Annotated in this window: 21 protein-coding genes, 1 tRNA gene and 1 pseudogene; 7 read left to right on the forward strand and 16 right to left on the reverse strand. The window is 30.8% G+C overall.

Features of this window, described 5'->3' with window-relative positions; all coding sequences use genetic code 11:
* The first annotated feature begins 404 nt into the window (after nt 1-404).
* Entirely contained in the window at nt 405-1064 is a 660-nt protein-coding gene (locus U0D62_RS23600; RefSeq protein ID WP_322289825.1) for an O-methyltransferase, read from the forward strand.
* Nucleotides 1065-1129: 65 nt separating this feature from the next.
* On the opposite strand, the gene U0D62_RS23605 is transcribed toward U0D62_RS23600, so the two are convergent.
* From U0D62_RS23605 to U0D62_RS23630, 6 genes are all read right to left on the reverse strand, one after another.
* Nucleotides 1130-2623, reverse strand: a complete 1494-nt coding sequence (locus U0D62_RS23605) for a S8 family peptidase (RefSeq protein WP_322289826.1) — start codon at nt 2621-2623, stop codon at nt 1130-1132.
* A 334-nt stretch (nt 2624-2957) separates the two neighbouring features.
* Nucleotides 2958-3251: a Sec-independent protein translocase subunit TatA/TatB gene (locus tag U0D62_RS23610; protein WP_322289827.1), complete on the reverse strand. Its 294-nt coding sequence runs from the start codon at nt 3249-3251 to the stop codon at nt 2958-2960.
* Between the two features lie 90 nt (nt 3252-3341).
* The gene (locus U0D62_RS23615; RefSeq protein WP_322289828.1) at nt 3342-5654 is read right to left on the reverse strand and encodes a M1 family metallopeptidase; all 2313 of its coding nucleotides are present in this window, start codon (nt 5652-5654) and stop codon (nt 3342-3344) included.
* A gap of 63 nt (nt 5655-5717) precedes the next feature.
* Nucleotides 5718-6227, reverse strand: a complete 510-nt coding sequence (locus tag U0D62_RS23620) for a DUF6702 family protein (protein WP_322289829.1) — start codon at nt 6225-6227, stop codon at nt 5718-5720.
* Between the two features lie 102 nt (nt 6228-6329).
* Nucleotides 6330-7088 carry a peptidase associated/transthyretin-like domain-containing protein gene (locus tag U0D62_RS23625; RefSeq protein WP_322289830.1) on the reverse strand — a complete coding sequence of 253 codons (759 nt, stop codon included), beginning with the start codon at nt 7086-7088 and terminating at the stop codon, nt 6330-6332.
* Between the two features lie 131 nt (nt 7089-7219).
* Complete coding sequence (locus U0D62_RS23630) at nt 7220-8008, reverse strand: carboxypeptidase-like regulatory domain-containing protein (RefSeq protein WP_322289831.1); 789 nt, start codon at nt 8006-8008, stop codon at nt 7220-7222.
* Between the two features lie 170 nt (nt 8009-8178).
* On the opposite strand from U0D62_RS23630, the gene pepE reads away from it, so the two are divergent.
* From pepE to U0D62_RS23645, 3 genes are all read left to right on the forward strand, one after another.
* Entirely contained in the window at nt 8179-8886 is a 708-nt protein-coding gene (pepE, locus tag U0D62_RS23635) for a dipeptidase PepE (protein WP_322289832.1), read from the forward strand.
* A gap of 8 nt (nt 8887-8894) precedes the next feature.
* Entirely contained in the window at nt 8895-9812 is a 918-nt protein-coding gene (locus U0D62_RS23640) for a glutaminase (RefSeq protein WP_322289833.1), read from the forward strand.
* 64 nt (nt 9813-9876) lie between these two features.
* Nucleotides 9877-12207 carry a tetratricopeptide repeat protein gene (locus U0D62_RS23645; RefSeq protein WP_322289834.1) on the forward strand — a complete coding sequence of 777 codons (2331 nt, stop codon included), beginning with the start codon at nt 9877-9879 and terminating at the stop codon, nt 12205-12207.
* A 26-nt stretch (nt 12208-12233) separates the two neighbouring features.
* Here the strand turns inward: U0D62_RS23645 and U0D62_RS23650 are convergent, their stop codons facing one another.
* The 3 genes from U0D62_RS23650 to rffA all read right to left on the reverse strand — a co-directional run bounded on the left by U0D62_RS23650 (nt 12234) and on the right by rffA (nt 17212).
* On the reverse strand, nt 12234-13712 hold the full coding sequence (locus U0D62_RS23650) for a hypothetical protein (protein ID WP_322289835.1): 1479 nt from the start codon (nt 13710-13712) through the stop codon (nt 12234-12236).
* A 140-nt stretch (nt 13713-13852) separates the two neighbouring features.
* Nucleotides 13853-16072: a hypothetical protein gene (locus U0D62_RS23655; protein WP_322289836.1), complete on the reverse strand. Its 2220-nt coding sequence runs from the start codon at nt 16070-16072 to the stop codon at nt 13853-13855.
* A gap of 3 nt (nt 16073-16075) precedes the next feature.
* Nucleotides 16076-17212: a dTDP-4-amino-4,6-dideoxygalactose transaminase gene (gene rffA, locus U0D62_RS23660; protein ID WP_322289837.1), complete on the reverse strand. Its 1137-nt coding sequence runs from the start codon at nt 17210-17212 to the stop codon at nt 16076-16078.
* Nucleotides 17213-17351: 139 nt separating this feature from the next.
* On the opposite strand from rffA, the gene U0D62_RS23665 reads away from it, so the two are divergent.
* A complete protein-coding gene (locus U0D62_RS23665; protein ID WP_322289838.1) occupies nt 17352-18272 on the forward strand; it encodes a glycosyltransferase family 2 protein in 921 nt (306 codons plus the stop codon).
* Nucleotides 18269-18949 carry a GNAT family N-acetyltransferase gene (locus U0D62_RS23670; protein WP_322289839.1) on the forward strand — a complete coding sequence of 227 codons (681 nt, stop codon included), beginning with the start codon at nt 18269-18271 and terminating at the stop codon, nt 18947-18949. Before U0D62_RS23665 ends, U0D62_RS23670 begins: the two co-directional genes overlap by 4 nt.
* Before the next feature lie 16 nt (nt 18950-18965).
* On the opposite strand, the gene U0D62_RS23675 is transcribed toward U0D62_RS23670, so the two are convergent.
* The 7 genes from U0D62_RS23675 to U0D62_RS23705 form a co-directional block, all read right to left on the reverse strand.
* Nucleotides 18966-19808 carry a GNAT family N-acetyltransferase gene (locus U0D62_RS23675; protein ID WP_322289840.1) on the reverse strand — a complete coding sequence of 281 codons (843 nt, stop codon included), beginning with the start codon at nt 19806-19808 and terminating at the stop codon, nt 18966-18968.
* Nucleotides 19809-20672, reverse strand: coding sequence for an NAD-dependent epimerase/dehydratase family protein (locus U0D62_RS23680; RefSeq protein WP_322289841.1), 864 nt, complete (start codon nt 20670-20672; stop codon nt 19809-19811).
* Nucleotides 20665-22281 carry a hypothetical protein gene (locus U0D62_RS23685; RefSeq protein WP_322289842.1) on the reverse strand — a complete coding sequence of 539 codons (1617 nt, stop codon included), beginning with the start codon at nt 22279-22281 and terminating at the stop codon, nt 20665-20667. The genes U0D62_RS23680 and U0D62_RS23685 overlap by 8 nt, the downstream gene beginning before the upstream one ends.
* Nucleotides 22272-22688 (reverse strand): hypothetical protein, encoded by a 417-nt coding sequence (locus tag U0D62_RS23690; protein WP_322289843.1) that lies wholly within the window; start codon nt 22686-22688, stop codon nt 22272-22274. Before U0D62_RS23690 ends, U0D62_RS23685 begins: the two co-directional genes overlap by 10 nt.
* Nucleotides 22675-23523: a polysaccharide deacetylase family protein gene (locus U0D62_RS23695; protein WP_322289844.1), complete on the reverse strand. Its 849-nt coding sequence runs from the start codon at nt 23521-23523 to the stop codon at nt 22675-22677. The genes U0D62_RS23690 and U0D62_RS23695 overlap by 14 nt, the downstream gene beginning before the upstream one ends.
* 97 nt (nt 23524-23620) lie before the next feature.
* Entirely contained in the window at nt 23621-24499 is an 879-nt protein-coding gene (locus U0D62_RS23700) for a glycosyltransferase family 2 protein (RefSeq protein ID WP_322289845.1), read from the reverse strand.
* A 145-nt stretch (nt 24500-24644) separates the two neighbouring features.
* Nucleotides 24645-24717, reverse strand: a tRNA-Gly gene (locus U0D62_RS23705).
* 352 nt (nt 24718-25069) lie between these two features.
* On the opposite strand from U0D62_RS23705, the pseudogene U0D62_RS23710 reads away from it, so the two are divergent.
* Nucleotides 25070-25729: pseudogene (locus U0D62_RS23710) on the forward strand (hypothetical protein); the annotation flags it as partial.

Consider the following 25729-nt stretch of genomic DNA (forward strand, 5'->3'; position numbering starts at 1 on the left):
GATAAGTTCTGAAAAATCCAAAACTTGTAAAGTATCCAAAATAACTATATGCTCTTTGTCACAAAATGTAAGTAATGTTATATCGCTATGATTTAACATGTACTCTAAGTGTTCGTGAGAAGATAACTGTTTAATTTTATATCGTAAACTAAGTAATTGACAAAAAGAAACCTTAATCATCTTGTGATCAAAGTTTATATAAAAACACCTATCTTTTGAATCTTGATAAGTTGTATAATATTTTGAGGCAAAAACTTGTTCCATATTCCGTTTGCGAAACTAATTCTTATTTAGATTAATTCCAAACGTTATGTCGTTTTTTAGATATCAAGCTTACATAAATTCTTTTCATATTATAAAAGGAAATATTACTTAATTCATTGTAAAGTAAAAAATCTATAGCTTTGCAAAAAATAAATAGGATGCATTTCATACCAGAAGCATTAGACAATTATGTTGTTCTACATACCGAAAAAGAACCCGAGTTATTACAGCAACTTCATAGAGAAACTTATCAAAAAATTTTACAGCCACGTATGCTTAGTGGTCCATATCAAGGTCGTGTGCTAAGTATTCTATCCAAACTGATTAATCCTAAAAACATTCTTGAAATTGGGACTTATACTGGGTATTCTGCTTTATGCCTTGCCGAAGGAATGCAGCAAAACGGAGTTTTACATACTATTGATATCAATGAAGAGTTAGAGGATTTTCAAAGAAAATATTTTAATCAATCTCCTTTTGGTAGTCGAATACATCAACATATAGGTGAAGCTACTAAAATAATTCCTGATTTGGATACTACTTTTGATTTGGTTTTTATAGATGCAGACAAGCCTAACTATCCTACTTATTTTGAACTGGTTATTAATAAAATGAATTCTGGTGGAGTCATTTTATCTGATAATGTGCTTTGGAATGGAAAAGTAATAGAAAAGGTTGAAGAAGAGGATATATCAACACAGGCACTAATAGAATACAATAAACTCTTGGCAGAAGATGATAGAATTGAGACCGTAATGCTACCTATTAGGGATGGATTAACGATAAGTAGAGTAATATAAAAAAGTGGAACCCTGAGATTCCACTTTTAGAAAATTAGTAATAACTACAATTGCTAATTCGTTAATTATTGTACTGCTTTTAGAGCATCAATATTTCCGTAACCAAACTTACTATTACGGTTAGGATAAAAATCTCCTGCTCTTTTAAGTTTATCTAATACTTGTGCTCTAGACATATTTGGATTACGAGCCCAAACCAGTGCTGCAATTCCTGCGGTCATTGCAGTAGCTACAGAAGACCCTCCTACATACGCTTGAGTGCCATTGTTAAATCCTAATACAGGAACTGTTCTACTTGTATTACTTGCTCTTTGCATAACGATGGTAAAATCAATTTTGCTACCATCATGGCAAATATTACAACGATTATATCCATTGTCTTTTAATCCGGTTACCGCAACTGTTTCACTCATACTTGCAGGGAAAATAACACCGTACCAATTTGTAAAAGTTGTTGATGTACCACCTGCAGCTATAATCATTTTACCTTTTCCGTAAGCATAACGTACTGCATCCTTTACATTTCCTATAGACCAGGGATATCCTACAGACATAGAAATTATCTTTACATCTCCTCTATTTCCTAATGCTTTTAATGCATTGCTAACTCCTTTACGTTCGTGATAATCATTAAGCACCACATCTTCTGTTCCTCTATACGCTACCAAATTAGAATTATAAGCTACCCCAACCGGCATAAAATCATCATTACGAGGAGAAGCAATAGCAGAAGCCATTTGAGTACCATGACCACATCGATCATTAGGGCCATCTATATTATTTGACCACCACCAAGGTGAATCAATAAAAGTTCCAAAACGTTGTACAGTTCTTCCATTTGAAGCTCCATCATTAAACCCACTTCCTAATAAATTTTGATTAGCAGATAACCCTGTATCAATTAATCCTACGGTAATTCCTGCTCCTGTACTATATCCCCAGGCTTGTGGAATCCTATGTATATCAAAATTCCATGGTAATTTTGCATTTGGCGAAATCGTTCTATAATCCCCACCATTAATAGATTGCCCATCTTGTGAGCATCCTGCAGATTTCTCAGTATCTGTATTTTGTAAATAAAATCCATATCCTGCAGGTTCTAAATAGCGAATATCTTCTGCATCTTGTAATGCAATAATTGTTTCTAGTTTGGTAACTTTTAAATCTACATTATTAAGAATATCATCATCTGATACTGTTGTGCTTGATTTATCTGCTTGCTCCTCAGTTTCTACAATAGAAAATATATTTTCTCTGATTTGTATCAATTGTGGGGAGCGTTGTTCAGAGTAACTTTCTCCTTTTGATCCGTATCCAATGCTTAAAATATTATCTCCGTGTACAGTGGCGCTCCATAAAACTACTGCTGGTGCAGATGTCCAGTCAACATCACCATTACTTTTTAATTCTCCTTCAATGAAAGTATTAACTTCTTCAATAGAAAGTAATTTTTGTAATTCTGGAGAATTTGAGTTCGGGTCGGCAATTTCATTAGGATCTTCTTTAGAACAAGAAAACATAACAAGAAGCCCTAAACATAAAAGAGTAATTCTTTTCATTTTAGTATAAGATTTATGAGTTTGTGTGTAGGAATTGATTAAATGAAAAAATATAATTTTAGTTAAAAATTACCATTTAATCAATTTCTCAGCTAATATATTAAATATAATTCAATTATTTTAGTTTTTAATTATCATAATCACAATAAAAACTTCAATATTATGCTTGCATAGGATCAAAATACATAGTAAAAGTGTAAGAAAAAGTCAATGTTTATAAGGGCTTGATGAAGGGAGGGTAAAAAATAAAATTATCGCAAAAAAAATGTTCATTTTTCTTCAAAAAACGAACATAAATATACAAATATTAATAAATTCTCAGTTTTCAGAGCAATTAAAGCTTCCGTTTTACCGGTCCAGTAATTTCTTCTATATCATCTTTAACTTGATTGATCTCTTTTTTGATATCCGAAGTTATTGTAGTAGTAATATCTGTATCCAGACCGTGTTTTTCTGCACTTTTGGTGATTTCTGATTTAATATCGTTTGTAGCATCTTTAATCACTCGCATTCCTTTTCCTAAACCGCGAGCGATCTCAGGAATTTTATCTGCTCCAAAAACCATCACCAGAATAAAGACTATAAAGGTAATTTCGGTTCCGCTAATGAATGAAGGTAGTACGGTCATAACTCTGCAAATATAGATAATATTGTGCAGAAAAAAGCCATCCTGATCAACTTCAGGATGGCTTTAATTATAATTTAAGAAAAATACGTTTTATTGTCCTTTTACTTTATTCTTGAATTTTCCAAATTTTCCAAGTTTCTTTCTTTGAGGCCAACTATTGTTAGATGTATCTATATCTGCAGTTTCCTGATTAGGATCTACCACAATTTTAGAAATTGCTTTTTCTGAAGCAATAGCTCTTTTTACCTTATCATCATTTTTTCTCCAAATCTGAGCTGGATAGGTAACGGTTTCAGTTGTTCCATCTTCATAGGTATATTCTACTATTAATGGCATTACTAATCCTCCTGGTTTTTCAAAAGTAATTTCATAGAAAAACTTTGGTTCTTTAAGTTTTTGACGCTCATCTATAGAGAAATTATCAATAAGATATTCTTTTAATGTTTTTGCATCATCTATAATGTTTCCATTACTTTTAATAGTGTTATATTCTTCACTACCTTCTTCAACCATAAAAACTAGTGGGCCAAAATCTTCAATTTTTGCTCCACGAGATTTTGCGAAATCTTTAGCTCTTTGATTAGGCTCTTTAGAAACTACATATTTCTTAACGTCAGATACTCCGATATCAGTATAGTCTGTTGTATAGAACCATCCCCTCCAGAACCAATCCAAATCAACCGCAGAAGCATCTTCCATGGTTCTGAAAAAATCTTCTGGTGTAGGGTGTTTAAACATCCATCTTTGTGAGTATGTTCTAAAGGAATAATCAAAAAGATCTCTCCCCATTACAGTTTCTCTAAGAATATTTAATCCTGTTGCTGGTTTAGAATATGCATTTGCTCCAAACTGATATATGTTATTAGATTGTGACATAATCGGAGAGATAAAACTTTGATCTCCGCTCATGTAAGGAACTATCTTAGCTGCAGGTCCACGACGAGAAGGATATTTCTTTAAAGGAGTTATCGCGTCTGGATACCACTCTCCAAAGTCCTGTTCTGCAACATACTGTACAAAAGTATTAAGTCCTTCATCCATCCAAGTCCATTGACGCTCATCACTATTAACAATCATAGGGAAAAAATTATGTCCTACTTCATGAATGATTACACTCATCATTCCGTATTTCACACGGTCACTGTATGTTCCATCTGGATTAGGTCTTCCATAGTTCCAGCATATCATTGGATATTCCATCCCTTGATTTTTTGCATGTACAGAAATTGCTTTATGATAAGGGTAATCAAAAGTCATACGACTGTATGATTTTAATGTACTTGCAACAGCTTTTGTAGACCAGTCTTCCCATAATGGGTTTCCTTCTTTTGGATACATAGAAACAGCCATCACGTCTTTACCTCCTATTTTAACGGCCATCATATCCCAAATAAATCTTCTAGAAGTTGCGAATCCAAAATCACGAACATTTTCTGCTTTTAATCTCCAAGTCTTTTTATCCTGAGAAAAACTTTTTTCCTTTGCTTCTGCTTCTTTTTGAGAAACAACAATCACTGGTTTATCATATGATTTTTTAGCTTTTTCATAGCGCTTCATCATATCTTTAGTAAATACTTCTTTTCTATTTACTAATACTCCGGTTCCATCCAAAATATGATCAGCAGGAACTGTAATATTTACCTCAAAATCACCAAATGGTAAAGCAAATTCTCCTCTACCCCAAAATTGGTGGTTCTGCCATCCTTCTACATCATTATAAACAGCCATACGAGGATAAAACTGAGCGATTACATATGCTCTATTACCATCCTCAAATTGTTCATATCCTGATCTACCTCTTCCGTTAACGTGGTCATTAATATTATACCACCAATCTATAGAGAATACAAACTTCTCACCAGATTTAAGATCGCCAGGCAATTCTACACGCATCATAGTTCTATTGATAGTGTATTGAAGTGGTTTCCCATTTACATCCTTGACAGATGTAATATTAAAACCACCATCAAAAGGCTCGCCCATATATTTTCCAACAAATCGATTTGGTGGATCTGCAGCATCCACTCCTCCAGGTTGGATAAGCGGAGTCTTAGAATCCTTGGCACGCATATTTTGATCTAACTGTACCCAAAGGAATTCTAAATTATCCGGAGAGTTGTTAGTATATGTTATCGTTTCTTTTCCTGAGAGCTTTTTATTTTTGTCATCAAGCTCAATATCCATTTTATAATCCGCTTGCTGTTGATAATATGCAGAACCAGGAGCCCCTGAAGCCGTTCTATACATATTTGGTGTAGCAAACTCATCATACATTTGTTTGAACTTGTTTTGATTGGTATGACCTAACTCACGAGTCTCTTTTGTCTCCTGCTGGTTTTGTGCATACGTGACAGTTCCTGACAACAAAAAACTCATTGAAAGGGTTAAAAAAATTTTTCTCATCTTAATGATATTGTGTTAATTGAAACAGATTGCAAAATAATTGTTTTTTAAAAGTTTAATAATTTATTTACTAAACTTTAACATCCCGGTTTCCTTTTCTTTTTCAAGGATCAGGCTTTTTCTTTGATTTCCTTTCTTTACATGGATTATATTTTGTTGTTCTTCAAAAAAATCCATTAGGACTTGATTAGAAACCTCAATAGTATCCAAGGCAGTTATTTGTTCTACTTCTAGATAACATAGAATAAGATCATCTTCATATTCCTTTCCTAAAAAACTAAAGCGCACTTCTTTTCCATTTACTAAAACGCTAAGTTTTTGCTCCAAATATCTCTTGAGATAATCATCTGTTTTAGTATCATCAGTTTTAGCTCCTAATTCTATGGCTTCATCATACCTCTTTCTTAAAACCTCTTCTATATCATCAATAAAAATTCTTGATATTATTTGTAAAGATTGTTCCTCTGTATTATAATCGATTTGAGTAACACTCACATAAAACTTATGTTTATTAGTGAATGATGTTAAAGGCAATAATGCCAAACACAAAACAAAAACTACTATTCTTTTCATTCTTTAATGTTTGTAAAACGATAAATGTAATTAAATTTAAAGGTTTGAATTAAAAAATTGTGCCAAAGTTAAGTAGGTATTTTAAAAATTGTTAAAAAATCACTACTCAATACCTTTAAATTCTTTATAGAAGATCACTTTTTTTTCAAAAAACTCAACTAGTGTTAACCTTTTTGAATTACCTAGTAAATCTTTGAAGTATTCATCTTCTGCGCAGAAAAACATAAAATCAGTTATCAAATTTTCTGGTAGTTTCAAGGCTTCAACAAAAAAAGCTGTGTTAAACGTTGTCTCTCCTTTTTCAACTAATCTATCTAAATCTTCCAAAGCTTTGATACGTTTTAGTTTTTTAAGTTTTCCATTTAGATAATTAATAGGTCTATCGAGAATACCCGATTTGGCAGTGTATATTTTTCTTTCTGCTTGAGTAGGTTGTTTTATATCTCCAAAAGGAAGTCCTAAATTTTTATTATTCACAAAGGGTTGCAATTCTACTACAGTAGCATCTTTACTGAGGTTACCCGTAAGTCCAATATTACTTACTCTCACTTGTTCCAATTGTCTTACGATTGGTTTTAAAGATATTTCTAGCACTTCTTTTTCCAGATCTTCCTGAGTAATAACTATGGATTTGATTTCATACTGAACCGATGAAAAAACAATGGAATCTTTTACACTAGCAGAAATTCTGAAAAAACCATTTTCATCATTTGTGCTACCAATCTCTTTTGTAAAATTTACAATATTGATTGCATATCCTTCTATAGAATCAGCTACAATTCTACCTTTTAAAATTTGAGATTGGCTAAAACCGTGAAATGAAATTGTAATAAAAAAGCAAATTAGTAAAGTTTTGGTCATACTTTTTGGGTTATCAAAAAACCAAAACAGATCTTAAAATTTAGACGTTATAACTATCCTGATCATTTTGATTCTTACCAAAGAAGACTCACAAAAAAAACGTGCGTTACATTTCTTTACTTTTTAAAATTTTATTGTTGTCGATATAATTTACTTTGAAAGAAAAGAAATTGTAGAAGATCCAGTTCTTTTCCTGTCTCAAAATAAGCGTTATTAAGTCCATTATCTTCTGCAAAAAAGATAAAATCATTTATTTGATCCATTTCTAAAGCAAGGTAATCTTTAAAAAACTTATCATTATACATGTTTCTAACCTTAACATCTATATCCTTTACCTTTTTGTTTCTTTTGGATTTCCCTTTATTGTTATACACTAATTTAAAAAGATTGACAAAATTTAACCCATTTATCATTCTATCTTCTAAAAAGGCATTATTTTCTAATGAGGATAATTCATCTGGTCTAAAATCATAATCAGCATCATTGATTCGTGCAGCAGTTTGATTTGCAACCTGAGAAATACCTCCTGGTGTAACCCCAATTCTTTTTACATCAACTGACACATTACCCAGTAAATCATATGGAGTTACAATAACTTCATCTAAAAGATTTACAGACTCATTAAGAAAAATGTTAAGGCTTTTACTATCTAAAACACCTTTATCGACGACAATAACAAATTTTTGAAATTGCATGGCAACCACTTCTATCCTATCGTCGATTCCTGCACTAATTTTAAATATTCCTTTGTCATTAGTAATTGTTCCTTTATTGGTACTACGATTATATACCACCACTCCTTCTACGTCATCACCAATTGGAGCACTAATTTTTCCATTTATTACAATTCTTGAAGTGATTTGTGCAAACGACAACCCGATTACGCAAAACATAAAAACTAGGGATAATTTTAATTTCATTTATGTAGGTATTTGATTTTCTATTAATTAAACAAACAAAACTTGTTTATATCAGACACATAACTGGATAGATTACGTTTCTGTTGTATTAAGATACTACATTTTTTCAATATGCTTTAAGGATTTCTCTATAAGAAAACGTTAAACTACCTTTACAAAAAAATCATTTGATGCAAAATTGTATAATCGCAAGTACTTCTACAATTTATGGAAGTGAACCATTAGAGTATCTTAATGATGCTCTACTTGAGCTATTCTCGGATTGTAATGAAATTTTATTTATACCATATGCTCGACCTGGTGGAATATCGCACGATCAGTACACTGCTAGCGTAAGTAAACCTTTTAAAAAAATCGGTAAAAAAGTAGTTGGATTACATACATTCTCTAATCCACAAGAGGCTATAAAAAATGCTAATGGAATTTTTACAGGTGGCGGAAATACATTTTTATTAGTTGATCAATTGTATCGTAATAAAATTATTGAACCTCTGCAAAAAGCTATAAATTCTGGCACAGCATATTTGGGAACTAGTGCAGGAAGCAATATTTGTGGGCTAACCATGCAAACTACTAATGACATGCCTATCGTTTACCCACCTAGTTTTAAGACATTAGGGATTATTCCGTTTAATATTAACCCTCATTATCTAGACCCGGATCCTGATTCAACACATAAGGGAGAAACCAGAGAAACAAGAATCGAAGAGTTTCATAATTTAAATTCACAACCAGTCGTTGGTTTGCGAGAAGGAAGCTGGATAAGAATCCATAATAACGAAATTACTTTAGAAGGAAATCTATCTGCTCGTATCTTTAGAAAAAATGAAACTCCATATGAGATAGAAACGGGCAGCTCTTTATTACAATTAAACTAAAACAACTCATGCAATATCAGGAAATATTAAACATAATTCAGGCTGAGTTATCTTCAAAAACACAAGTAGGAAAAGTCGCTTCTTATATTCCAGAATTAGCCAAAATTGATCCGAAAAAATTTGGGATGCACCTATACTGTATCAATTCTGGTCATTATGGTTTTGGAGATCAAAATGAACGATTCTCCATACAAAGTATTTCTAAAGTATTCTCTTTTACTCTTGCTATGTCATTATTGGGCGATGAATTATTCAATCGAGTTGATGTAGAACCTTCTGGAGACCCTTTTAATTCATTAGTTCAATTAGAATACGAAAACGGAATTCCCAGAAATCCATTTATCAACGCTGGAGCTTTAGTAATTTCTGATATCTTAATTTCTAATTTAGAAAACCCAAAAGAAGATCTGCTTGATTTTATACGTACAATCACTAGAAACAAATCGATTACGATAAATCAAAAGGTTTTTGAATCTGAAAAAAAGTATAGTTATAGAAATGCTTCTTTGTTGAATCTTATGAAATCCTTTGGGAACATAAAAAATGATATCGAGGTTGTTCTTGATTTTTATATATACCAATGTTCTATAGAAATGTCTTGCAAAGAACTTGCAACAGCATTTATGCTGTATTCGAATAGAGGTATTGTAATCGATAATAACAATCAACAACTTATTTCTTCCAGAAAAATAAAACGTATCAATGCTATTATGCAAACTTGTGGGTTCTATGATGAAGCCGGTGAGTTTAGTTTTAGAGTAGGACTGCCTGGTAAAAGTGGAGTTGGCGGAGGAATCGCTGCTATACATCCTGGACAATATGCAGTAACAGTATGGAGCCCTCCTTTAAACCCAAAAGGAAATTCAGAATTAGGAATGTATGCTTTAGAAAGGTTAACTACATTGACTGGTTTATCCATTTTTTGAAAAACAGTAAGATTTGTTACCTCTTCAAAAAAAAGTTAATTTTAAATAATTAAAAGAAATCACATTGAACTTAATCAAAGAAAAGAAGAACTTATATTTTATTGTTTTTATGGTGATACTTACCACCATAACATATCTTAACCATTTTGATAATTCTTTCCATTTTGACGATACGCATACAATACAGAACAATGTTTATGTCAGAAGCTTGAAAAATATCCCTTTATTTTTTAAAGATGGTAGCACGATAAGCTCTTTGCCACAAAACCAATCTTATCGCCCGATAGTAGCAACATCTCTCGCTATAGATTATTGGTTAGGAAATAGTTATAACCCATTTTATTTTCATTTAATTTCTTTTTTATTATTTCTTTTTCAGGGAATACTAATTTTCTTTCTGGCAAAAAGAATTTTAAAATTATCATCAAATAACAACTTCAATTTTTATATCGCTGCTGGTATTACTTTATGGTATATGCTACATCCTGTAATGGCCGAAACTGTAAATTATATCATTGCGAGATCAGATCTACAATCAACATTTTTTGTAGTACTAGCTTTTGTTATATATCAATACTCAGCTATCGGAAGGAAATTCTATCTCTATTTAGTTGCTGTTATTATTGGAGCCCTGGCAAAACCAATAGCTATAATGTTTGCTCCTTTATTATTTTGTTATCTCTTGCTTTTTAAACACAACATGAGTTTCTATGAATTATTTTCTTCAAAATCATCTTCTAAAAGCCTAAAAGTACTGAAGGAAACACTCCCTTCATTTTTAGTTTGTTTGCTCCTTTATTTTTTCATCACAACAATGACTCCAGACACTTATACTACTGGAGCTTCAAATGTTTATAATTATCTTATCACCCAACCTTATGTAGTAACTTATTATTTTGGAAGTATATTATTTCCAATACACCTTAGTGCAGATACAGATTGGGTAGCACTAGAAAGCATATGGTCCTACAAGTTTTTTATAGGTATATTGTTCATTCTAGTTTTAGTTTATATACTATTAAGATGTTCTAAGAAAAGAAAATATTATCCTATTAGTTTTGGAATTGCCTGGTTTTTTATTGCTTTGATTCCTACATCCAGCTTTTTTCCTTTGTCAGAAGTAATGAATGATCATCGTATGTTTTTTCCTTATGTAGGATCAATTATTGGTTCGGGATATGCAATAGGATTATTGGCACAATACATAAAAGAAAAATACAAAGTAAGCAAGTTATATATTCTATCTGGAATTTCGATCCTTTTGTTATTATATGCTTTTGGCACCTATCAAAGAAACCAAGTATGGGATAATAATGAAAGTTTATGGAAGGATGTTACTTTAAAAAGTCCAAAAAATGGCCGTGGTCTAATGAATTATGGTTTAACATTAATGTCCAAAGGCCAATACAAAACAGCTGAACAGTATTTTTTAAAAGCTTTAAAATTGACACCCTATTATCATACATTACACATTAATCTAGGGATTTTATACAATGCTCAAGGAAACGCTACTGAGGCTGAAAAATATTTTAAAGAAGCTATAGAACATGGCCCTAATTATTATAGTTCTTGGTTTTATTACGGTCGTTTTTTATCACAAAAATCAAGAAAAGCCGAAGCTATTCAAAAACTATCAAAATCATTAGAGTTATCTCCCTCTCATATGGAAACTAGAATCTTATTGATGGAAAATTATTTAGATCAAGAAGATTGGAAGAGGTTAAATGAAATTGCATACTCTACTACTCAATTAGATAAAGACAATAAAAAAGCTCAATTATTTTTACTTGCAAGTATCCAAAAAATAAGCAAGTTGGATATGGAGGAAAGAGAAGTATCTAACAATCCCACTCCAGAGCAGTACCTAAATTTAAGTTTAAAATACTATCAAAACAAACAATATCAAAAATGCATCGATGCGGCTAGAAAAGTTTTACAACTTAAACCCGAATCTTATGAAGCTTATAATAATATCTGTACTGCTTATAATTTATTAGGTAATTATGACGAAGCTATTAATGCTTGTAATAAAGCCTTAGAGCTCAACCCTGATTATGACTTGGCAAAAAACAATCTTACAGATATCATGACTCGTAAATCAAAAATACAAAACCTTAATAAGCTCTTAATTGATAATCCAAATGAAGTAAACTATTTAAACCTTAGTTTACTTTATTATAATTACGGTTTTTTTAAAAAGTGTATTACTATCTCGGAAAAAGGAGTCATTGCACACCCAAAATCCGACAAGTTATATAATAACCTATGCGCTGCATATAACTCCTTAAATCAATGGAGTAAAGCAATCGAAGCAGGAAAAAAAGGATTATTAGTTAATCCTAGTAATCAGCTTTTGAGAAATAATTACAATCTAGCTTTAGCTAATTATGAATAATAATTATTAGATTAAACAGATTATATTTAATTTTTAATTTGATTAAATTCTACAATAAAACTAGATTCAGATTCTGCCACAATTTTAGGATGTATTTCGACATTAGTTTCTAAAAACACGCTATTAGAAACTTGTGTTAAAGCCTGATTGTATCTATTTTTTAAAACAAGTAAACCATAACCATCAATCAAATATTTAAATGAATCAAACTTATTTTTATGAAATGGTATATTAGTAAGCCACCCTCCAAAATATAATTTATCAATATTATGGTTTAAAGAAAGTTGAAATGGATTTTGATACTCTACTTTATAATCACCAGAATATACAATTACTTTATTATTCTTTTCTTTTATATACTTATTAATCATATTCGATTGATCGGCATAAACGTAATCATAGTGTCTTTTAGTTTTATAAGATGAGTATGTTACATTTCCTATATACATAGCTAATAAGAAAACCGATAAAAACATAACTCTTTTCTGATTTGACCATTTAAAATCTCTTAATAAAGTAGACAGTATAAATACAAAAGGCACCAAGACTGAAAAGAAAACTCTATACTTAACTATAGCATTAAATGATAAAAAAGATAGTACACCAATCATTATTCCTATTATCACAACAACTACAATATTTATCGATGCTTTTTTCTCTTTCGTATACCTACAGCTTAACAATATAACTAAAAGCAAAAATAGAGGTGTTATATAATAATGTAATCCATATATATATCTAATTTTTGTAAGAGAAGGAATTTCTTCAATAACCTCATAAATATCTTGTAAAGAATCATAATTCATTACAGCAGGGTTGGCAAAAAAAGTAAGTAGGGACTCATAATCTAATCTTGACACTCCCTTAGGCAAGTTATAAAACACCATTCTTGCATTGGGATTATCATTAATCTTACCTCTTAATGAGTTATACTCAGAATAATGCTTCCAATCATCATGAAATTGATAATAAGTATAATCAATAAATTTACAGGCAAAAGCTATAGAAATCGATAAAATTAAAGTCTTAATTCTTACAGTTAAACTAAATTTCCTTGGAGAATTAAAGTAATCTAAGAAAAAAACCGGACCAATAACAATTAAAACTAAAAATGCAGCTTCAAATCGAATTAATGCAGCCAATACAAATAAAAGCACTCCCCAATACTTTTGACTATTATTAAAATTATAAATTGTCAAGACACCAGATATTGCTGCTATTGCTGCAGTTTTAGTAAACTGAAGGTTTACTAAAATTTCAACAAAAACAAAAAAAAGAAAAGTTAAAAAGGTTGCTTTAACAACATAATTTTTTGAAAATCTAATAATATTTAAACCTATAAGAGCAGTTGATATAATATTTATCACAATAAAAATCAATGTATACCACTCTATGGAAGGCCAAATGTAATAAAGAGCATTTAACAATGATCCATACATCATGTTTATAAAGATCAAATGATTATTTAAGTCTCCATTATAACTTCCTGATGAAATTAATGCCATAACTATATCATCATTTTCCACAAATCTGATATCTAAAAACCCATATATCAGAAAAAAAATAATAATTGAAAAAATCAATAGAGTATAAAAAGTATATTTTTCAACAAATTTCACCATTGGTTATTCTAACTTTTAATAAATCATTTTTTTAACTTTTCCTGAGCCCACTTCAAATTATTCTTTGCCAGATCAAAATTTTGATTGATTTGCAGAGCTTTTTCACAAGCTTTAATCGCTTTCTCCCATTCACCTAGATTATTGTATGAACTACAAATATTATTATAAGCTGAAACACTACCTGGATTTTTAAGAAGCAATTCTTCACTAGCTTTTATGCAACTCAAAAAATCCTTATTTTGAAAGTAATTATAACTTAAGGTCAAATATTCCTTCTCTGTTAATAATTGCCCCTCTCTCTTTTGAACTCCCTCTTTACTAACATTCAAGTTATTAATAGCTAACTGGAAATTCGGGTTTATTTCCAGAGCTTTTTCTAAAACAACTTTAGCTTTACTATACATTAACAACATATTATATGAAACTCCCAGATTATTATATGCTACTACATTTAATGGGTCTAATTGAATCGCTTTCAATGAAGCTTCAATAGTTTTAAAATAATTAGCTTTATTAAAATGCAACAAACTAAGCTGTACGTACCCATCAGCACTTGGCAAAGTCTTTAATTGATTCTCTAATAACAAAACTTCATCTATTTTATAGTTGTTTTTGGTCACAACGCAAATAGCTAAATCATCTACTTTTACCTCATAAACTGTATTTTCCGGAGGCCAATTATCTAAAAGTGATTTATAAAGTTTTGCTTCAGATAGCATAACAACTGAATAATCCCAATTTTTTGATTCTTTATGAGCAACAACATAGTCTAGGTTAGGGATATTCTCTGCATAATATTTTAATTTTAGCTGTTCTCCATAAAACAATCTTACTCTAGCTGGAGTCTCTATAGAACCTACATTATTCTCTAACCATTCAATAGCAGGTTTTATACCAACACCCCAATAATCTATTTCATAGTTTTTAAATGCTCCTTTAACTCCACCGATTACAGGAGTAAAATAAAGTGATTGTAATTGGTGGTTTCTTAACGTAAAAAATAAAGGTTCTAAAAGAAATAACATAATTCCAACATAAGCAGCAATCAGATGTTTTTTATTGGTAATTTTATTCAAAATCCCATTATAAGAAACAGCAACTGATGTTATGATTGGAGGTAGAATAAACATAAAATGCCTTCCATTATCATAACTATTAGGTTCTCCTAATACAATTAACCCCAACGGAATCAAACCACTAAAAAGAACAAAAGAAAATAACAATATTTCCTTTTTACTTTTTTCAACATAATAGATAGGAATCAAAAAATATCCTATCAAAACATGAATTGGAATGACTAAAAACAATAAGCTTTTAATCATATAATACCAAGGCACATCATGGCTATTACCCCATTGTCCTTCAAAAAGCTGAATACTAGTAAAACCTTTAAAATCTTTTAGTTTAACAAACAACTCTACGACCCCTGTAAGAGGTTTTGTTTGGATATATGGCCAAAAAATAAATACAGAAAAATAAGAAAGTGCTCCTATCCCAAGAATTTTAAGTCCAAAGAATAATGTGTTTTTAGTTACTATATTTTTATATTTTTCTTCGTGATGTTTCAATAACCACCAAATAAACGTAACACAAAAAAATAAGGGTAACACAACTAACCCAAGTAATCTTACATTAATTAATAATGAGAAATTGAAAGCAAGTAATCCAACTCTTTTTAAAGTTATTTTGGGTAATTCTTTTAATAGTTTAATAATATGAAAAACAGAGAATATGTAAAATGCTGCAAAAGGAATATCTTTTGGATTTGTCATTGCCTGGCCAAACAAGTACGGAGTTAAGACAATACTTATGAATGAAATAATTCCAGCTCTCCAACCTCCTATTTCTTTACCTATTAAACCACAAAAAACAAATAACAAGAGGCCAAATAACGAACTAATGATATTTCTAAACTCATAAATACCTGAAGATGGAAAAAATTGGTGTAAAAAATTACTTAATAAATCAAAAAAACCTCCAAAGATATTCATTCCTCGATGTTCGTTTTCAACACTTTGCACAACGTCTACAAAATTTCCTTGATCATCCAGAGGGCTATATAATGAAACATCACTTATTCCTTTATAATAATCTAATAATCTTTTTCCATGTTCTTGATGAAATCTCTGATCTTCAGTTTGACTATAATCGACACTTAAAAAAGGCATTAAAAACCCCACAATTACCGCTAGAATAATAAAACCATTCTTGTAATTTACCTGAAATGATAATCTTGATTTCATCATCTATTTATTCAAATTAAAAAAATGAACAACATTTTGAATAATATGCTCTTGTTCATCTATTTCAAGTTCGTAAAACAAAGGTAATCTAACTAAGCAATCAGAAAATTTATCGCAATTTTTAAGGATGACCCTAGTTTCATTTTCTGTATAAAAAGGGCTATTATGAAGAGAAACATAATGAAAAACAGAATAAATTCCTTTATCCTTCAAAAACTGAATCAATTGATCTCTTTCTTCAATGTTTTTACAAACTATATAAAACAAATGACCATTCACTGTTGCATAATTAGGGACTTCCGCTAGTTTCAAAAGCCCTTCTTCTTCAAGTTTTTTTAACCGTTCATAATAGTTATTCCATAAAGTTCTTCTTCTGGATTGAATTTTATCTAGATTTTCAAGTTGTGCATACAAAAAAGCTGCTGTAACATCAGAAGGTAAAAAAGAAGATCCTACATCAACCCAGGAATATTTATCAACTTCTCCTCTAAAAAAAGCAGATCGATTGGTTCCTTTTTCCCAAATAATTTCGGCGCGCTTGTCAAAACGCTCATCATTAACAACTAACATCCCTCCTTCTCCCGATATAATATTTTTTGTTTCATGAAATGAAAATGCTGCCAAATGACCTATCGTTCCAAGTAATTTATCGTTATAATATGAATCAATCGCTTGTGCCGCATCTTCTACAACAAATAAATTATGTTTATTAGCTATATCCATAATTAATCCCATATCACAAGAGATTCCTGCATAATGAACAACCACAATAGCTTTAGTTTTCAAAGTAATTAACTGTTCAATAGGTATTGCATCAATATTTGGATTATTATCATAACTATCTGCAAATATAATTTTGGCTCCTCTTAAGGCAAATGCATTAGCAGTCGAAACAAATGTATATGAAGGCATAATAATTTCATCCCCAGGTTTTACATCAATCAATATAGCTGCCATTTCCAAAGCATCGGTACAAGAAGAAGTTAACAAACAATTTCTAAACCCCATTCTTTGTTTAAAAAACTCATGGCACTTTTGCGTATAATATCCATTACCAGAAATTTTACCTCTAGATACTGCATCCTTTATATAATACAGTTCATCTCCGGTCATATAGGGTTTATTAAAAGGAATCTTCAAAATTTGGTTGTTTTTTAGAGAGATTTTAAATTTAGGTATTTTTTTGGTAAGCCAAATTTCATACAACTATAAATATTAAAATATAAAGTGAAAGTGAAAATATATTTTTAAATTGTTGACAACTACAAAAAACTAATCGTTGAAAATATCTATTGTAAGCCCAGTCTACTTAGGGCAATATTTGGTTCAGGATCTCGTAAAAAGATTGGAAAATACTTTGTCCTCCATTTGTGACACCTACGAAATTATTCTTGTTGAAGATGGTAGCCCAGATGAATCCTGGGAATCGATAGAAAAAGCTTGCCTAACAAGTAAAAATGTAAAAGGAATAAAATTAAGTAGAAATTTTGGACAACACTATGCAATAACTGCTGGGTTGAATAGCGCAAAAGGAGAATGGATAATTGTTATGGATTGTGATTTACAGGATAAACCTGAAGAAATTCCGAAATTATTTAATAAAACTCAAGAAGGTTTCGACATCGTATATGCAAAAAGAGAACTTCGACAAGATAATGCCATTAAAAAAGTATCTTCAAAAATATTTTATAAAACTTTTGGTTACTTAACCGATAGTAAGCAAGACTCTTCTATAGCTAATTTTGGGATTTACCATCATAAAGTTATCGAATCAATTCTCTCTATGAAGGATCATGTGAGGTTCTTTCCTACAATGGTACAATGGGTAGGATTTAAAAGTACAAAAATAAATGTAAGTCACGGACTCAGAGAAGAAGGTAAGTCTTCCTATTCTTGGAAAAAATTGATTAATCTTGCTTTTGATAATATCATCTCTTTTTCAGATAAACCTCTTCGTCTTACGGTACGTTTAGGTCTTATAATTTCTATAATTTCATTCCTTTCAGGAATTTTTTATCTCTTTCGATATTTTAATGGAGAAATTAAGGTTTTAGGATTTGCCAGTATTGTGATTTCAATTTGGTTCTTATCTGGTTTAATAATCTTTACACTTGGAATAATAGGAATTTATCTTGGAAAAACGTTTGACAGAGTCAAAGATAGACCCACATATATAATTTCTAAAAAAGTAAATTTATGATAAGTTCCCGTTCTCCAATTAAGAGATTAAGCTGGGATTCTAACTTTTTTGGAATTGAAGTAGGTCAAATACTCCTTAAAGATGAAAAATTAGACGTACTTAAAAAAAATAATTTTGATCTGATTTATGTCCATTCTGATAAACCTTTAAAAGATTTTTCAATTCATTGTTATGATAAAAAAGTTACTTTTAAAAAAGTATTACCTGCTCAAACCAATATCAAAAAACTTAATTCAGTCAAAACATATCAAAGAGAACTAACCCCTTCTTTATTAAATTTAGCTCTTATAAGCGGCAAATATTCTAGATTTAAATCTGATCCTAAATTATCACCTTATTTTGAAGAGTTATACAAATTATGGATTCTTAATAGTCTAAGTGGAGTCCTAGCGGATTATGTTTTTATTTACGAAAAAGAAAATGAGATTATTGGTTTTGTTACTTTAAAGAAAAAAGAAAAATATTATCAAATTGGTTTAATAGCCACTTCTACTCAACATAGAGGTCTAGGTATTGGATTTGCTTTGTTGCAAAAAGTAGATGAAACAATTATTTTAGAAGGAGGAGGCGAACTAAAAGTAATTACGCAGATTGATAATGATACTGCTTGTCAATTTTATAAAAAAAATAATTTCCAAATAGATCATCTTGAATACATTTATCATTTATGGAAATAGCAAAAAACTGCACTCATCAATACGCATCAAAATCCAAAGCACTAAATCGTACCCCGGTAAACTCAAATTTTCTATCTTCTTTAGTTAAATCTTTAAAAATAAGGTTCAATGGAGAAGGTCTCATCTTTAACGGGATGTCATAATAAAAAGATTTTTTCCAGTTAATAGTATCATCTATTCCAATCCACAATTTTATAGGTTTAAAACCTAAACCAAGTTTATTGTTATCAATAGTATATTCCTGATCAAAGTCTTTAAGAATTGCCTGAATTCCAAAACGATCTGTCGAAGAAGAAACTCTGTTATCCTTAACCTTATATAGTAGTTCAGGATTAGACAACCGCCATTTAATAGAATCTTCATTCCAAATTCTCTGATAATCAACATTCTGATCTGCTTCTTTACGAGCAATTTTGCCCCAACCTAATTTTGCTTCAAGCATCCCCACTAATTGAAAATCTAGTTTCTTCAAAAAACCGGGTGTACTTTGGGCATTGGCAACGCCTATTACAAATCCAAATCCTTGATCAGCTGCCAACTGATAACTTTTATCCGCAAGAGAAGTAAATAACCTTTTCCCTCTATGATCAGGGTGCGTGGCAGTATTTAAAGACAATAAGCCTTTTTCTTCCTTACCAAAAATCTTTGCTTTTATAGGCATCAATGCATAATGAGCAGCAAGTTCATCATCCAGAAAAGCATTATAACCTACCATTTTACCAATTGGATTATCTACATATTGCCAGGCAACAAATTCTTCTGTATATTTTTCAGTATTCGGAAATGTAACCTTAAGAAGGTTAGTAATTTGTTTTATGGATGTTTGATCCGTTTGAATAGGTAAAAATCTATAACTCATTTATTCTAGTATTAAATCAAGACTTTCCTGATAGCTTTTTAATTGTATCCCTATAATATTTTGATCTTCCAGTGTTTCAAAAGTTGTTAATTTCTTTAGCCCCAATACGCTTTCTGACGATACGGGTATTTTTATTCTTAATCCTTCAAAAAACCTACAGGCTAAATATAATAATGATATTGAAATAGGAATAAATGTCAACTTTCGATTCAATCGTTGAGCAAGCTCTTTGTAAAAAACTCTCATAGATATCACTTCATTATGAGCTATCATAAAAGTTCCTGATAATTCTTTTACCAATACGCTTTCCACAACATTACATAAATCCTGAATATAAACAGATTGCAAAGGTTGTTTCCCTCCTCCAACCAAAGGAAAAACAGAAGAGGTTTTCATTCGATTAATCATTTCTGCCAATATTCCTTTGTCACCTATAACAAAACCAATTTTTAATACAACATCTTTATCCAGGTCAAATAATTCTTCACAACGCAATTTTGTGGTTCCATAGTGAGAAACTGCGCCTTTATGTGCAGAAAAAGAAGAAAGAAAAACCATTTTTATATTTTTCTTATTACATATAGAAACCAACTCTTTGGTTCCTTTAAAGTTAATTTCATCAGCTCTTTTGTCTTTTTCAAACCTCAAATATGCTGAATGAATTAAGTAATCAACATTATCAAAATAAGATTCTTCAATACCGCCTTCCATACTATACTGAATATAGTCTACACCATTCTCTTTTTCTTCAGGAAAGTTATGTACAAATGCTTTAATATTCCATCCTAAAAGAAGAAAATTATCCAAAAGGCATTTGCCTAAGAACCCATTTGCTCCTGTAATTATAATTGTTGGTTTACTCATCTTCTATTACATTTTTTGCCACTCTATAAGCATTTGCCATCAAGGTAAGAGTCAAACCTTTTGCAGGCAAGTATTTAAATCCTGAACCATCAGCTACATAAACATTATCAGTTCCTCCTAATTTACCTGATTTAGCAATAGTAAAAGGTTTTCCACTTTCATCAAAAGGCAACGTCCCTCCATAATGAATACTACCACCAAGAGGAGTTCGAATTGTTTTTAGCGGAAAACAACCTAAAGACTTTAAAGCTTTTCTAATCTTTTTCTCTCTATCCAGGTTTATTTTTAACTCTTCATCAGATAATACATATTCTCCTGTCAAAACATCACCGGTATAACTATCTGGATCTTTTTTTAAAGAAATATATTTTTGCTCAGTTCCTCGATCGGGATGATGAATTCCAGCAATGGTGAACGAAGAATGCAAAAACTGCATAATTATTCTTGCATCGGCAAAATTGAGTGGGGTTTCTTTTATTAATTTAAACAATAAAAGTGACCGGTAACTAAACAAGGCCGCCATCCCGACATCAAAATTATTTTTGTGTTCATCCAGGTAAAGTACTAATTGAGCAAAACTAGTTTTATGCTGTTCAATTTTTTTACCTAATCGTCTCCATTGTAAACAAGGTATATATGAATATGGATTACAAATAATAGGAAGTTTTTCTTTTTTATAGTCAAAAGATCTGATCACAATACGAGCAGTTGCTAGAACGCCTGGGGATAATATTAACCTCTTACATTTAAATATCTGTTCTTTATCCGTATCCGTTCTTTTCACCCATACCTGTATCCCATCTTTAGTTTCCTTAAACTTTAGAACAAGGCAATTATTATGATAAGTAAAATTAGAGGTCTTTATCAATTCATCTATAGTAATCCAAGACCGATAGGCTGATTTGTTAGTATCACTCCAAAATCCCATATCCTGGTATTTGATTGCCGATCGATTATTAATATCCTCAGTTAATAAAGCCAATCCAGACCTACCCAAAAAAATATTCTTCTTATTTAAACGACTTTTCTTTTTATGATACGAATTCGATATCCCTTTTAAATTATCTTCTATTCTTGTAGCTGGTTGTATGTCTTTAAGATTTCTCAAAGTATATGGCGTTCCATCATCCTCTTGTCCTGATATACCTATATAAGATGCAACAGATTGATAGGCAGGTAACATTTCAGATTCCTCAAGGCCAAGCGCTTCTAATTCAGGTTTTGAAAAAACATAACATCCTAAACCCCATCCTCCTCCAAGACCACCTTTGGCTCCACTTTCCATAGGTTGAAAACTTTCAGATCTAAAAGGCATTAATTTTTCAACAAATCTTGTCAAAAAACTACGAGGTGGTGTTAATTGAGATCCTACCCGAGTGGTCTCCCAAGGAATTCCTTCAAATTCGTTTCCTAAAAAATATTGATGCTGTTTTTTATCTTCTTTTCGAGTAGTAGTAAAATCAGAATTAGGAATTAAGTCCTTATATACTTTATCTTCAATACCAATATCTAACATTCCTACTTGAAGCCCTTCATCAACCAGCTTTTTTGCAGCTATTGCTCCTGTAGCTCCAGATCCCACTACTATATAATCATAATCTAATTGCATTGAGATCGGATTTTTTTAATCATTATTATTCCCACAATAGCTCTAACAATAGATCTAAATCCTATCCAGGCTATTTTAATAAGATAGAAAACAGAAAAATCTTTGGATAAAAAGTGTTTTGTATAATTTGGTGATGCCTCTAGTATTGCCAACATTATAAAAATCTTTCTTCGCACTATATTACCTGGATCTTTAAGAGCTAATCCAGCATCTATACAAGCCATTCTCCATTTACTTCTAAGCATGTTCTTCCATAGTAAACTTTCGTAAGGATTGAGATCTAAATTCAATTGCTTCATAGCGTTGATATAATTATCAGTTTCGTCTTCTAATAAAGATTCTGAAACCAAGTAATTAGTTATATGGTTTGCTTCTTGAATATATTCTTTATTTCTATACTCTTTCATCTAATAATTCAATATAACTTTTATAGGTTATAATTTTCGAATCAAAAATATCCATCACTTTATTTAATCGAGCAAATACTTTTTTCCTATTATAATACATCAATTTATTATACATCAAATTATTATTAATTTCGGGATGCATAAATTTTTCTTGTTTTAAATCAATGTCATAAGGGTGAAAATAACTAGTAACCGCCAGATTATTCTTATAATAAAATTCAAAACTCTTTTTGATCATAAAAAATGGTAAAAACCTGAAGTATACTCCGCCAGAAAAAGGAGTTTTAAATAATGATCTTTTGCTTAAGCTTACTGGTATTTCCCATAATTCTGCACTCATTTTTCTAGGGGATTGTCCAAAACCTTTCCAACCATATAATGGATTTTTAGCAGGAAGTACAGAACTAGAGTATTTAAACCCTAAATCCTCCAAAATATCAAAAGCCCATGGAGTTTCTTTAGTAATTGAATATGTTGGAGCTCTATACCCTATAATTTCATTTGCTCCTGCTTTATATAAATTATCTAAATTTTGTAATAAATCATCCTTAAACTCTTTTGGAGTCTGACTAGTTACTGGAAGGTGCTTATTAGAATGACAAGCTACTTCATGCCCTTCATCCACAATAGTTTTTATCAAACTCGGATAAAACTCAGGAATATCTCCCACCGTAAAAAAAGTTGCCTTAGAATTATATCTATTCAAGAAATCTAAATACTCGTCTACTAATCTTCCAACGCTGGCATTATAAATTAAGCCATTAGGAATCCTTGAACGAATATCTTCTAAATCAATACTAAACAAAAAAATATTATCGTTATTTCTATGCTTCATTATTTTTAAGTATAGAATTAATTACTATCTTTTAAAACACACACTATCTAGACTCAAAATATGGAGTTCATAATTAAAATTCCAATCTATTTCTAAATTATTGATTTTTCCTAACAGCAGATAATTGTTCAGCTATCAATCCTAAAAGAAAGATAATTAACCCTGTCAATATTAAGGTACTTGCTCCAATACTTATTCCTTTACCTTGAAAGAAAAAATTGGCTCCCCAGGCAACACCAAAAACAAAAAAGAAAGCCGAAATAGGCAGGAAAATTCTTGCTGGATTAAATAAAATAATAATATTTATAATTTCCATAACTGTCTCAAAAGCAGTTCTTACTCCAATCGTACTTTTACCCTTTAGCCTATCCTTAATTTTTATTGGTTCCTCGATTACCAAATGTCTATTATTAACAAAAGTTAATGTAATAATATCACTAAAAGACATTGTATCTGGAGTAAGTTTCAAGTATCTTTTAACTAACCCTGTATTGTATATCTTCATACCAGAATTAATATCGTGAACTGATAGCTTCATTAGCATTTTTGCCACAATTCTAATAATCCGCTTACCTATTCCTCTAAAGACAGAGGCAGATGCCTGACCTTTTCTACTACCTACAATTAAATCCGCATCCGTTTCCAGAATTTTACTGAATAATTTATCAACATCTTCCAAATAATGCTGCCCGTCAGCATCAATTGTGATTACAAAATCAGTTTCACTAGCTTCTATTCCACTTTTAAGTGCTCCTCCGTAACCTTTATTAAGTTTATGTGATATTATTCTAAAATCAAATTCAGATTCTTTTTGAAATTTTTCCAGTATTTGCAATGTTTCATCACTCGAACCATCATTAACTATAATCAAATCGTATTCTTTATCAATACAATGCTCCATAACCTCAGGGAAAAATAATCCTAGAGATTCAGCTTCATTATAAGCTGGTATAACAATAGTTAATCTTTTAAGCATCCAAAAATTTAATTTTGATAAATCTAAGTTTTTTATCTCAAAATAAAAAGATGGTTTTTATACAACTTTCTATTTTGAAATAGATTTAAGAAATATAGTAAATTATTACAAAACAAAAGGCCTTGTCAAATTGACAAGGCCTTTGAGCGGGAGACCGGGTTCGAACCGGCGACATTCAGCTTGGAAGGCTGACGCTCTACCAACTGAGCTACTCCCGCATTACGATGGAGCAAATGTATTCAGTTTTATTTAAAAATAAAACCTTAAACCAAAATATTTTTACAAACCACTTCTGTTTTTTCTTAAAATATGATGTAAAAATCTCTTTTATAACACTTTAAAAAAACCAATAAAACTTGTATACAATTTCATGTCAAAAAGTATTTTATCGGCAAAAATTGCTTTTAATCGAAAAAAATATATATTTTTGTAGTTAAGAAAATATTAATATATTAGCAACTTATGTACATTTGATTAGTTAATTAACTAATATTGCAGCATAAAAGTTATTACGGGATTCCCGTAAAAAAAGAAATATTAAGCCCCCTATTTAAAAATTATCCTCTAACTATGAAGATAAAACTACTCCTACTTACATGCATAGTTTTTTCTTTGACCGCTATTCAAGCTCAGGTCAAGGTTGGTGATAACCCTAATCAAATAGATAGTGCATCCGTTTTAGAACTTGAAAGTATAGATAAAGCTTTTGTACTTACCCGGGTTACCACAGCTCAAATGAATGCTATCACTCCATTAAATGGTGCTTTAGTTTACAATTTAGACGACAACTGTATTTTTCAATACAGTAATAATAGTTGGAATAGCCTTTGTAGTGGCAATGATGACCAACAATTATCTTTCGATTCAACAACAAACATCTTAACTCTTGAAAATGGAGGTTCAGTAGATTTAACTTCTTTAATAAATGATGCTGATTCTGATCCAACCAATGAAATTCAAATATTAAGCCAAACAGGAAATACCATTACATTATCAAATGGAGGCGGAAGTGTAACCGAAACAATTTCTACTCTTGTTGATATTGGAGGTGGTATGTTTGAATATACTGCTGAAGATGGTACCATAACTGTCATAGGAACAGTTGGTGCAACCGGAGCTACTGGACCAACAGGCGCTACTGGAGCAACGGGTGCAACCGGAGCAGCAGGTGCTGATGGAACTAACGGAACAAATGGTACTGATGGAGCGACCGGGGCAACCGGAGCTACT

The sequence above is a fragment of the Aquimarina callyspongiae genome (genome assembly GCF_034322225.1).
Classification (GTDB): domain Bacteria; phylum Bacteroidota; class Bacteroidia; order Flavobacteriales; family Flavobacteriaceae; genus Aquimarina.

Bases quoted from the DNA above. Each gene is read 5' to 3' on its own strand.
- U0D62_RS23605 (WP_322289826.1), bottom strand. From the start codon at position 2,623: ATGAAAAGAATTACTCTTTTATGTTTAGGGCTTCTTGTTATGTTTTCT.
- U0D62_RS23610 (WP_322289827.1), bottom strand. From the start codon at position 3,251: ATGACCGTACTACCTTCATTCATTAGCGGAACCGAAATTACCTTTATA.
- U0D62_RS23615 (WP_322289828.1), bottom strand. From the start codon at position 5,654: ATGAGAAAAATTTTTTTAACCCTTTCAATGAGTTTTTTGTTGTCAGGA.
- U0D62_RS23620 (WP_322289829.1), bottom strand. From the start codon at position 6,227: ATGAAAAGAATAGTAGTTTTTGTTTTGTGTTTGGCATTATTGCCTTTA.
- U0D62_RS23625 (WP_322289830.1), bottom strand. From the start codon at position 7,088: ATGACCAAAACTTTACTAATTTGCTTTTTTATTACAATTTCATTTCAC.
- U0D62_RS23630 (WP_322289831.1), bottom strand. From the start codon at position 8,008: ATGAAATTAAAATTATCCCTAGTTTTTATGTTTTGCGTAATCGGGTTG.
- pepE (WP_322289832.1), top strand. From the start codon at position 8,179: ATGCAAAATTGTATAATCGCAAGTACTTCTACAATTTATGGAAGTGAA.
- U0D62_RS23640 (WP_322289833.1), top strand. From the start codon at position 8,895: ATGCAATATCAGGAAATATTAAACATAATTCAGGCTGAGTTATCTTCA.
- U0D62_RS23650 (WP_322289835.1), bottom strand. From the start codon at position 13,712: ATGGCATTAATTTCATCAGGAAGTTATAATGGAGACTTAAATAATCAT.
- U0D62_RS23655 (WP_322289836.1), bottom strand. From the start codon at position 16,072: ATGAAATCAAGATTATCATTTCAGGTAAATTACAAGAATGGTTTTATT.
- U0D62_RS23670 (WP_322289839.1), top strand. From the start codon at position 18,269: ATGATAAGTTCCCGTTCTCCAATTAAGAGATTAAGCTGGGATTCTAAC.
- U0D62_RS23675 (WP_322289840.1), bottom strand. From the start codon at position 19,808: ATGAGTTATAGATTTTTACCTATTCAAACGGATCAAACATCCATAAAA.
- U0D62_RS23680 (WP_322289841.1), bottom strand. From the start codon at position 20,672: ATGAGTAAACCAACAATTATAATTACAGGAGCAAATGGGTTCTTAGGC.
- U0D62_RS23685 (WP_322289842.1), bottom strand. From the start codon at position 22,281: ATGCAATTAGATTATGATTATATAGTAGTGGGATCTGGAGCTACAGGA.
- U0D62_RS23690 (WP_322289843.1), bottom strand. From the start codon at position 22,688: ATGAAAGAGTATAGAAATAAAGAATATATTCAAGAAGCAAACCATATA.
- U0D62_RS23695 (WP_322289844.1), bottom strand. From the start codon at position 23,523: ATGAAGCATAGAAATAACGATAATATTTTTTTGTTTAGTATTGATTTA.
- U0D62_RS23700 (WP_322289845.1), bottom strand. From the start codon at position 24,499: ATGCTTAAAAGATTAACTATTGTTATACCAGCTTATAATGAAGCTGAA.